A 10,152-nucleotide genomic window follows, 5' to 3' on the forward strand; every position below is an offset into this window, starting at 1 on the left:
CGATGCCCAGCTCCGGCGTCGTCACAATGCGGTCCTCTCGGTTTCTCAGGACTCGAAGGCGGTCGGCAGGTAGCGGTCGACGTTGTCCTTGGTGACGACCGGTGCGTAGAGCTGGACCTGCCGGGGGACCTCCACCTCGACCAGGTCGCCGAGGGCCTTGCCCTGCACGGCCAGCCGCGCGAGCCGGATGCCGTCGGCACCCTGGGTGGACGGGTAGATCACGGTCGCCTTGTGCGGGCCGTTGTCCGCCTTGATCTCGCGCATCACGTTGGCCGAACCCGCGCCGCCGACCATGAAGAACTCGCTGCGGCCGGAGTTCTTGATGGCGGCGGTGACGCCGACACCCTGGTCGTCGTCGTGGTTCCACAGGGCGTCGATCTTGGGTGCGGCCTGCAGCAGGTTCGCGGCGGCCCGCTCACCGCTCTCCACGGTGAACTCGGCGGCGACGCGGTTGCCGACCTTCAGCCCGCAGCCCGCGAGCGCCTCGGCGAAGCCCTTGCTGCGGTCCTGCGTCAGCGGCAGCGAGTCGATGCCGGCGATCTCCGCGACCACGGAGCCCGGCTTGTCCTTGAGCCGCTCGCAGACGTACGTGCCGGCGGACACGCCCATGCCGTAGTTGTCGCCGAGCACGGTGGACCGCGCGGCGAACGGGCTGTCGAACTGGCGGTCGACGTTGATCACGGTGATGCCGGCCTTCATGGCCTTCAGCGCGACCGGGGTGAGCGCCGCGCCGTCGAACGGCAGCAGGACGATCGCGTCCACCTTGTCGTTGATGAACGTCTCGACCTGGCTGATCTGGAGGTTGGGGTCGTTGGTGCCCTCGACGACGCGCAGCTCGACGTCGGAGTACTTGCCGGCCTCCTTCTTGGCGGCGTCGGTGATCGCGGCCATCCAGCCGTGGTCGGCGGCCGGTGCGGAGAAGCCGATGACGACCTTCTTGCCCGGCTCGTCGTTGGCGACCTTCACACCGCCGCCCTGGTTCCCGCCGCCCTGGGGCTCGGGGGTGTTGCCCGTGCACGCGGTGAGCGCGACGCCGAGTGTCAGCACGGCGGCGAATCGGACGACTCTCTTGTGTTGCATGGGTTTCTATCTCCTCGGAGTGCGGCGGTGGTGGTCGCGGCCTCAAGCGCCGCTGCGTCGGGCGAGCCGCTGCTGGAGGAGGACGGCGACCACGATGATCGCGCCCTTCGCGACGGCCTGGGCGGAGATGGAGAGGTTGTTGAGCGTGAAGACGTTCGACAGCGTGGTGAAGATCAGGACGCCGAAGACGGTGCCCGCGATCGTGCCGCGCCCGCCGGACAACAGCGTGCCGCCGATGACGACCGCGGCGATCGCGTCGAGTTCGTACAGACCGCCGTGGGTCGCGCTGCCGGTCGTGGTGCGGGCGATGAGCATGACGGCGGCGAGCCCGCAGCACAGGCCGAGCAGCGAGTAGAGCATCACGGTGTGGCGCCGCACGTTGATGCCGGCGAGGCGCGCCGCCTCCGGGTTGCCGCCGACGGCGAACGTCCGCCGCCCGAACGTGGTGCGGTTGAGCAGCACCCACCCGCCCACGGCGACGAGTGCGAAGATCACCACGAGCACCGGCACCCCCAGCACCGACGCGTCGAAGAACGCGGCGAAGCCCGGCACGTTCACGATCTGCGTCTTGCGGTTGGAGAGGATCTCGGCGAGACCGCGGGCGGCGGCCAGGCTCGCCAGCGTCGCGATGAACGCCACGACCCGGCCGTAGGCGATGAGCGCGCCGTTGACCAGTCCGCACGCGCCGCCCACCAGCAACGCGGTGAACACCATGACGATCCAGTGCGTGTCGTTCGCTATCCCCTGCGTGGCAAGGGTCGTGGCCCACACCGAGGAGAGCGCGACGATCGCGCCCACAGACAGGTCGATGCCGCCGCCGGTGATCACGAACGTCATGCCGATGCTCACGACGCCGATCACCGCCGCGAGCCGCAGGATGGTGAGCAGGTTGTCGACGTCGGCGAACCGGTCGCCGGCGGTGACCACACCGCCGACGCACAACAGGACCAGTGCGACCACGAGACCGGTGTTGCGCCCGGCCGCGGAGCCGAGCAGCGCCGAGATGCCGGACTCCTTCGCGACCGGTGTTCTCTGCTGCGTGGGCACGGCGGTGTCCTCGCTCATGCTGGCTGTCCTTCCATGACCAGGTCGAGGACCCGGGACTCGTCGATCTCGTCGGCCGGGCCGTCGTGGACCACCCGGCCCTCGCGCACCACCAGGACCCGGTCGGCCAGGCCCAGGACCTCCTCGACGTCGCTGGACACGACAACCACGGCGACACCGGAGTCGGCCAGCTGACGGACGAGTTCGTAGATCTCGCTGCGCGCACCCACGTCCACGCCACGGGTGGGTTCGTCCAGCAGCAGCACCCGGCACTCCCGCAGCAACCACCGCGCGAGCACGACCTTCTGCTGGTTGCCCCCGGACAGTCCGCGCACCAGGCGGTCGACGCCGGCGGGCCGGACGTCCAGCGCCTCGGTCAGCTGGCTCGAGCGGACCCGTTCGGCGCGGTCGTCCAGGAACCCGAACTTCGCGAACGACGACATCGAGGAGACGGTGATGTTGCGGTACACGGCTTGATCGAGGAGCAGGCCCTGGCTCTTGCGCTCCTCGGGGCACAACCCCATCCCCGCGCGGACGGCGGCGCCTACGCTTCCTCGTCGCAGGCGCCTGCCGTCGACCTCCACGGTGCCTTCGGCCGCCTTGCGCGCGCCGTAGACGGTCTCCAGGATCTCCGAGCGGCCGGATCCCACGAGACCCGCGAGCCCGACCACCTCACCGGCGCGGACCGTGAGGTCCACGCCGGCGAAGCGGTCGCCGTCGGCCAGTCCGCGCACCACCAGCACCTCGGGTGCGGCCGGGTCGAGAGGTGACCGCTGCGGGTACACGTTGTCCAGCACCCGCCCGGTCATCAACGAGATCAGCTCCGAGGTCTTCACCTCGCGGGCGGGCAGACCCGTCGCGACCGTGCGGCCGTCCTTGAGGACGGTCACCCGGTCGCCGATCTCCCTGATCTCGGCCAGCCGGTGCGAAATGTAGATCACCGCCACCCCCTGGGCGGTGAGCTCCCTGATGACGCCGAACAGGACCCGCACCTCGTCCGGGTCCAGCACGGCCGACGGCTCGTCCATGATCAGCAGCTGCCCGTCCAGCGACAGCGCCCGCGCCATGCTGACGACCTGCTGGTGCGCCACGGACAACCGGCCGACATCGCGGTCGGGCGAGATGTCCCTGTGTCCCAGGCGATCGAGCAGCGCGCGGGTCCTGCGGCGCGCCTCTGCCCGCCGGCTGAACCCCGCCGTGGACAGTTCGTGACCGAGGAACACGTTGTCGGCCACCGACAAGCCGGCCACGAGGTCGAGCTCCTGGTAGATGGCGGCCACACCGCTGCGCATCGCGGCCGTCGGGTCGCCGAACTCCACGACCTCGCCCCGCCAGCGGATCTCGCCCTCGTCGGGGCGGTGCGCACCGGACAGCACCTTGATCAGCGTCGACTTGCCGGCGCCGTTCTGCCCGAGCAGGCAGTGGACCTCCCCCGCGCGGACGTCGAAGTCCACACCTCCCAGCGCGGTCACACCGGGAAAGCGCTTCACCAGCCCCTGCACGGACAGCAGCGCGTTCGCACGCGCGGGCGAGCTCACCATCGAGTCCTCCGGGGGGCTCCGGCAACCGTTGTGCCAGAAGGGAATTCGGTCTTACCGGAATGACGCTAATGAGACGTCCCACCTGCGACAAGGTGGTCGGGGTGGCACATATCGGCCAAGTTTTCCCTTGACCGGCGCCTCCACGAGGTCGCCACGTGCAGCCGAACGGACTCCTGTCGCCGACGGCCGCCCGCAGGTAGCGTCCCGGGCATGAGACGACTGCTCAGCGTCGCGTTGTCGTTCCTCCTCGTGTCCGTCGTCGCGCAGCCCGCGGCGGCCACCGGTGGCGATCGGCCGTTGCCCGGCTACACGATCGTCAACCCGCCTCTCGCCCCGGCACTGGTCGGTGGCAAGCCGACGAAGGTCCTGCAGGGCGTGCACAGCCACGCCGGCTACGTCATCGAGGTGCCGCCGCGCTGGAACGGCCGGCTCGCGATGTGGGCGCACGGCTATCGGGGTGACGGCAAGGTCCTCACCGTCGACGCTCCGCCGTTCGGCCTACGGCAGCGCTGGCTCGACGAGGGCTACGCGTGGGCCGCGTCCTCCTACTACAGCAACGCCTACGACGTCCGGGCCGGTGTCACGACGACCCGTGAGCTCGCCACGTTGTTCGCGCGGAAGGTGCAGCGGCCCTCGAAGGTGTTCCTGGCCGGTGCGTCCATGGGCGGGCACGTCATCGCCCGTTCGCTGGAGCAGTACCCGGGGTTCTACACGGGCGCGTTGCCCATGTGCGGGGTGCTGGGCGACCACGAGCTGTTCGACTACTTCCTGAGCTACCACCTCGTCGCGCAGGCGTTGACCGGCATCAAGGCCTATCCCCTTCCGCCGGACTACGCGACCGTCGTGGTGCCCGAGATCAAGGAAGCGCTGGCCGGGCGTGACGACCAGTTCAAGGCCGTCGTCGCCACCCTGTCCGGCGGCGCCCGGCCCGGCACCGAGGCGGCCTACGCCTACTGGAAGGACTTCCTGTTCGGGCTGGTCACCAACTCCTCCAGCACCAGCCTCGCGGAGAACCCGCTGCAGATCGCCACGAACCTCACCACCCGCTACCGGCCCAACTCGCCGGTGGACGTCGACGCGGCCGTGCAACGGGTCCGGGCCGCCAACCCCGTCGCTCGTCACACCTGGGCGCTCACGCAGATCCCTGCCGTGCAGGGCCTGCCGAGTGCTCCCGTCGTGTCGCTGCACGGGATCGGCGACCTGTTCGTGCCGTTCTCGATGGAGCAGGACTACCGCGACGACGCCGCCCGCTTCGGCCGCACCCACCTGCTGGTGCAGCGCGCCATCCGCACGGTCGACCACTGCGAGTTCTCCCCCGCCGAGGCCGGGACCGCGTGGCGCGACCTGACCACGTGGGTGGACCGGGGCAAGCGGCCGGCCGGTGACGACGTGCGCCGCACGGACGACCCGCGGTTCGGCTGCCGGTTCAGCGACCGGCAGGCCACCGGCGGCACCAGGGCGTTCTTCCCCGCCTGCTGAACGGCGCCCGCCTGACCGAGCCTCAGGGCTTGGTCAGGCGGACCAGGAACGCGGGGTGGTCGGTGTAGCGCATCGAGTACTCCTGCGTGCTGACGAACGCGAGGTCGTTCGAGAACACGACGTGCTGCACGCTGCCGTCGCCCTTGCGGACATGGCCGGGCGGGACGCAGTTCTGGGCGTTCTCCGGGTCGGAGGTGTCGTACTCCAGGTTGAAGTCGCCGCCGGCGACCGTCCGGCCGGTGAACCCCTCCGCGGCCCTGATCTGCGGGATCACGTCGAACAGCAAGGACCGGCACTGGGCGAGCGCGACCGGTTCGCTGGACGCCGACAGGTGCGTCGTGCAGCCCAGGTGGTGACCGATCGCGTACACGCACGCGTAGGTCCGCTGCTCGTTGCCGGTGTCCTGGCTCGTGTACCTGCCGGTCCACGTCTTCACGCCCTGGTAGGCCGCCGCCGGCACGCGGCCGATCACCGCGTTGCCGTAGTCCTGGCCGTTGGTGCACTTCACCGGCGTGCCGGTGTCCTTCCTCAGCGCGGGCGCGAAGAACTGGTGGATCCGGTCGCCCGGCCAGGCCGTGAGCATCGACGGCACCAGGCGGTCCGCCAGGTCGTTGCGGCAGATCTCGTTCAGCGTCACGAGGTCCGGTCGCAGGCGGACGATCAGGTCACCGGCCTCGGGGACCGAACGGCCCTGCTGGTAGCAGCCGGCGATCCCGCTGTTGCACAGGTTCAGCTGGAGCTCCCAGAACCGTTCGGCCGCCGCCGCGCTCTGCGCGGGGACCACCACGCTCGCCAGCACCGCGAGTGCCGCCGTCATCAGCTTCAACATCAGACGACCGTAGGGATCTCACCCTCGGAACCGACACCAATTGCACGACGATGCAATTGCTAGGCCGGTGGCGCCAGCACCACCACCGAGTTGTGGCCGCCCATGCCGAGCGACGACTTGACCGTGAGCCCGCCGCGCAACGGCGTCGGCCCGTCCAGCAGCCGCGGATGTGCCGGTGCGACGACCGGTGATGCCGGGATCGTCCCCGTGTCGTAGGCCATCGCCGTCACCGCGACCTCGATCGCCGACGCCGCGCCCTGGCAGTGCCCGGTCAGCGGTTTCACGGAGTAGATGCCGGTGTCCGGGCCGAAGAGCTGGTCCAGCACCGCCGCTTCGGCGGTGTCGCACTGCGCGGTGCCCGGGCCGTGCGCGTTCAGGTAGCGCACGTCGGCCGCGCTGACCCCGGCGTTGTCGAGCGCGTCGGTGAAGCAGGCGGTGACCTGGTCGAGCCGCGGGTCGATCGACGTCACGTGGTACGCGTCGTGGGACATCGCGCCACCGAGGGTGAGGGCGTAGGGGTTGACCGCGTTTCGCGAAAGGACGAACGCCACCGACGCCTCGCCCATCACGAAGCCCCTGCTGCCCTCCTGGAACGGGCGGCACGCGTCGAGCGGCTCCGCGTCCACGATGGCCACTCCCAGCCGGACGAAGTGGGAGACGTTCTCCGGGGTGAGCGACAGATCTGTCGCGACGAACACGACGTCGTCGACGATTCCCGCGTCCAGCCACGCCTTCGCCGTGATCAGTCCGGCGTTGCCGGACGCGCACATGGCCGAGACGTTCATGGCGGGACCGTGGAAACCGTATTCCTGCATGAACGTCGACATCGGTGTGGACGGCATCAACGCCAAGTAGTCGTGCACGGGTAACTCGCCACCGCGCGTGACGTAGAAGTCGCGCCACAGGTCGACCTCGCCCAGCACGACCGCGTGCAGCAGGCCGACCCTCCGGCCGGGACGCCAGCCGCGAGCGCCCGCGTCGTCGATCGCCTCCCTGGCGGCGGCTCGCATGGCACGCGCGAACCGGCTCGGCCCGTCGACCGGGTCACCGCCCTGCGCGACGTACGCGGCCCAGACGGTGTCGCCCGGGAACCGGTTCAGTTCCGGGACGATCGACGCGGCGGGTTTGCCGCTCATCAGTCCCTCCCAGAGCGACCGGCGGTTCCACCCGTACGCGCTGACCACGCCGATTCCACAAATGCCCATGCTTCGCGCGACCATATCCAGATCCCCCAGACTGAGGGCCGACACCTCTTCGGGAAAGGATAACGGTGTAAACCGGCTTGCGAAATGCCACCCGGCCGTCCACAGTGGACTGTCAGAACCGAACCCTGATCATCGGGCGGTCCCGCCGACCGGATATAACGGCTCACCATGTTCACGCCAGGCGGATGCGGCTCTGGTCGAGTGTGTAGTAGGACTTCACAGTGCCAACACCCGGATCTGGGGGCCGAGACGTGAGCGGCCTGATCGGTGACGCCGGGTTCGACCAGGAACTGCTGGTCGAGCTCGCGCTCTCGGTCGGGGCCGCCGTCGTGTGGTGGCTGGACCTCGACGCCGGCGAGCTCGGCTGGATGCCCGGCCTCGACGCGGTCATCGGCGTGCCCGGCGCCGACGAGGACACCGTGCGCGCCCGGCTGGCCGAGCTGACCGCCCCGCTGAACGTGGCCACGAAGGCGGCGGCCTGGCAGGACTTCGAGCTGGAACAGCCCCTCGAGACCTCGATCGGCACGCGCTGGCTCCAGTTCCGCGCCCGCGTCTCGACCCACGAGTCCGCCCGCGCCCTGGTCGGCGTGGTCGCCGACGTGACCAGGCGGCACGTCCAGCAGCAGGAGCTCGCGGACCTGGCCGACCGGTACCGGCTGCTCGTGGACCTCGCCCCCGAGGCGATCGTGGTGCACGAGGCGGGCCTGCTGGTGTACGCGAACCCGGCGGCGGTCCAGTTCGTGCGGGCGCGGTCGGAGTCCGAGCTGATCGGGCGCCCGATCACCGACTTCGTGCACCCGCACTCGCAGCAGGACATGATGCAGCGGATCTCGAAGCTGACCGAGCCGGGCGCCACGAGCGACCCCGCCGACGCCGTGCTGGTCCGGTTCGACGGCGGCACCACCGACATCGAGTCGGTCTCGGTGCGCACGACCTGGGAGGGCCGGCCGGCGTTCCAGGTGATCATGCGGGACGTCACCGAGCAGAAGGCGGCCGCCGCGGCCCTGCGCTACCAGGCCGCCCTCGCCGCGCACGTCAGCGACGCGCTCATCGCGACCACCTCCGACGGCGTCGTGACGAGCTGGAACCGCAGCGCGGAGAACGTCTACGGCCGGCGTGCCGCCGAGGCGATCGGGCAGTCCATCGGTGAGGTGGTGGGTGCGCCGCTGGACCCGGAGGAGGTCCTGGACGCGGGAGGCGTCGTGCACGCGGTGCACCGGCGTTCCGACGGTGGCGCGCTGGCGGTGCGCGTGTCGGTCGCCCGGATGGACGACGGCTACGTGCTGGTCTGCGCGGACGAGACGGCGCGCAGGCGGGCCGAGCACCACTTCACCTCAGTGGTCGCGGCCATCGAGGAGGGCGTGCTGGTGGTCGGCGCCACCGGTCTCGTCGAGTCCGTGAACCCGGCGGCCGAGCGGATCCTCGGCGTGCGCGCCCAGGAGGTGATCGGTCAGCCCGCGTCACTGGCCGAGCTGCACGACGAGTCCGGGCAGCCGGTCCCGCAGGAGCAGTACGCGTCGGCCATCACCCGGGCCACCGGCAAGGCGCAGCACGGCCGGATCCTGCGCGCGCTGCGGCCGGACGGCACCCACGTCTGGCTGTCGCTGAGCGCCCGCGCGCTGACCCAGGACGGGATGACGCCCTCGGCGACGGTCATCTCCTTCACCGACATCACCGAACGCCGCATGATCGACAGCCAGCTGGAGCACGAGGCGACGCACGACGCGTTGACGGGCCTGTGCAACCGCACGGTGACGATCAACCGGCTCAGTCCCGCCGCCAGGGCCCACCGGTCGGGTCTCACCGCGGTGCTGTTCATCGACCTGGACAAGTTCAAGGTCATCAACGACTCCCTCGGCCACAGCGCCGGTGACGAGGTGCTGCGGGTCGTCGGGTCGAGGCTGAGCCGCAGCTCCCGCCGCGGCGACGTCGTGGGCAGGCTCGGCGGTGACGAGTTCACCGTCATCGCCTACGGCGTGGCCGGCCCGGACGAGGCGACCTCCCTCGCCGACCACGTCCGCGCCGAGCTGAACCGGCCGATCTTCGTGGACGGCCGCAGGCTGCACGTCGACGCGAGCGTGGGCATCGTCCTGGCCGAGCCGGGAGACCCGCGCAACGGCGCCGACCTGCTCCGCGACGCCGACCTGGCGATGTACCACGCGAAGACCAGGGGCCGGGGCCGCATCGCGTTCTTCGACGTCGAGCTGCGCGACCGCATCCAGCGCAGGCTGCAGCTGGAACAGGACCTCCGCACGGCACCGCTGAGCGACCAGCTGTGGGTCGCCTACCAGCCGATCGTCGACCTCCGCACGGACGAGCGCACCGCCGTCGAGGGCCTGCTGCGCTGGACGCACCCGCGCTACGGCCTCATCTCCCCGGCGGAGTTCATCACGCTCGCCGAGGAGAGCGACCTGATCAACATCGTGGGCGCGCACATGATGCACACCGCCACCCGCGAGATCGCCGACCTGGCACCGGGCCTGGAACTGACCGTGAACCTGTCGGCCCGCCAGCTCGACGACCCGTGGCTGGTGTCCGCGATCCGGCACGCCACCCACGAGGCGGGGCTCGACCCCAGCTCGTTGTGCCTGGAGATAACCGAGAGCGCCCTGACCCGCGACCCGGCGCTGGCCGCCCGCACCCTCGCGGCGTTGCGCGAGCTGGGCGTGCGGCTGGCGATCGACGACTTCGGCACCGGCTACTCGTCCCTCGCGCAGCTGCTCACCCTGCCGCTGGACACGCTCAAGATCGACCGTTCCTTCACGACGGGGCTGGGCCGGTCCGACGAGGCGGAGGCGATCGTCACCAGCATCATCGCCATGGCGCACGCGGTCGACATGACCGTGATCGCCGAAGGGGTGGAGCAGGTGGAACAGCTGGAGATATTGCGGACGCTCGGGTGCGACCAGGCGCAGGGGTTCCTGCTGGGCAGGCCCGTGCCGCTGGCCGACCTGTGACGGCCCGCCGGTGAGGC

The 10,152-nt window shown here is 70.5% G+C and carries 7 protein-coding genes; 2 read left to right on the plus strand and 5 right to left on the minus strand.

The genetic code is table 11. From position 1 onward, the window contains the following. Nucleotides 1–45: 45 nt before the first annotated feature. From LX88_RS24410 to LX88_RS24420, 3 genes are read right to left on the minus strand one after another with little or no spacing between them, the layout of a single operon-like run. Complete coding sequence (locus tag LX88_RS24410) at nucleotides 46–1,080, minus strand: substrate-binding domain-containing protein (protein WP_090064158.1); 1,035 nt, start codon at nucleotides 1,078–1,080, stop codon at nucleotides 46–48. Between the two features lie 42 nt (nucleotides 1,081–1,122). Next, nucleotides 1,123–2,145: an ABC transporter permease gene (locus LX88_RS24415; protein ID WP_258950133.1), complete on the minus strand. Its 1,023-nt coding sequence runs from the start codon at nucleotides 2,143–2,145 to the stop codon at nucleotides 1,123–1,125. Beyond that, a complete protein-coding gene (locus LX88_RS24420; protein WP_258950134.1) occupies nucleotides 2,142–3,662 on the minus strand; it encodes a sugar ABC transporter ATP-binding protein in 1,521 nt (506 codons plus the stop codon). The genes LX88_RS24415 and LX88_RS24420 overlap by 4 nt, the downstream gene beginning before the upstream one ends. A gap of 213 nt (nucleotides 3,663–3,875) precedes the next feature. Here LX88_RS24420 and LX88_RS24425 point away from each other — a divergent pair, with 213 nt between their 5' ends. Next, a complete protein-coding gene (locus LX88_RS24425; RefSeq protein ID WP_258950135.1) occupies nucleotides 3,876–5,144 on the plus strand; it encodes a hypothetical protein in 1,269 nt (422 codons plus the stop codon). A gap of 22 nt (nucleotides 5,145–5,166) precedes the next feature. On the opposite strand, the gene LX88_RS24430 is transcribed toward LX88_RS24425, so the two are convergent. Then, nucleotides 5,167–5,973, minus strand: coding sequence for an endonuclease/exonuclease/phosphatase family protein (locus tag LX88_RS24430; protein ID WP_258950136.1), 807 nt, complete (start codon nucleotides 5,971–5,973; stop codon nucleotides 5,167–5,169). Nucleotides 5,974–6,032: 59 nt separating this feature from the next. Continuing rightward, nucleotides 6,033–7,178 (minus strand): beta-ketoacyl synthase N-terminal-like domain-containing protein, encoded by a 1,146-nt coding sequence (locus tag LX88_RS24435; protein WP_372511406.1) that lies wholly within the window; start codon nucleotides 7,176–7,178, stop codon nucleotides 6,033–6,035. 251 nt (nucleotides 7,179–7,429) lie between these two features. On the opposite strand from LX88_RS24435, the gene LX88_RS24440 reads away from it, so the two are divergent. Then, entirely contained in the window at nucleotides 7,430–10,135 is a 2,706-nt protein-coding gene (locus LX88_RS24440) for a sensor domain-containing protein (RefSeq protein WP_258950138.1), read from the plus strand. The last annotated feature ends 17 nt before the right edge of the window (nucleotides 10,136–10,152 follow it).

The sequence above is a fragment of the Lentzea californiensis genome (genome assembly GCF_024648825.1).
In the GTDB taxonomy this organism is placed as follows: domain Bacteria; phylum Actinomycetota; class Actinomycetes; order Mycobacteriales; family Pseudonocardiaceae; genus Lentzea; species Lentzea californiensis.

Coding starts and splice junctions, on each gene's coding strand:
- LX88_RS24410 (WP_090064158.1), bottom strand. CDS start 1,080: ATGCAACACAAGAGAGTCGTCCGATTCGCCGCCGTGCTGACACTCGGC.
- LX88_RS24425 (WP_258950135.1), top strand. CDS start 3,876: ATGAGACGACTGCTCAGCGTCGCGTTGTCGTTCCTCCTCGTGTCCGTC.
- LX88_RS24415 (WP_258950133.1), bottom strand. CDS start 2,145: ATGAGCGAGGACACCGCCGTGCCCACGCAGCAGAGAACACCGGTCGCG.
- LX88_RS24435 (WP_372511406.1), bottom strand. CDS start 7,178: ATGGGCATTTGTGGAATCGGCGTGGTCAGCGCGTACGGGTGGAACCGC.
- LX88_RS24430 (WP_258950136.1), bottom strand. CDS start 5,973: ATGTTGAAGCTGATGACGGCGGCACTCGCGGTGCTGGCGAGCGTGGTG.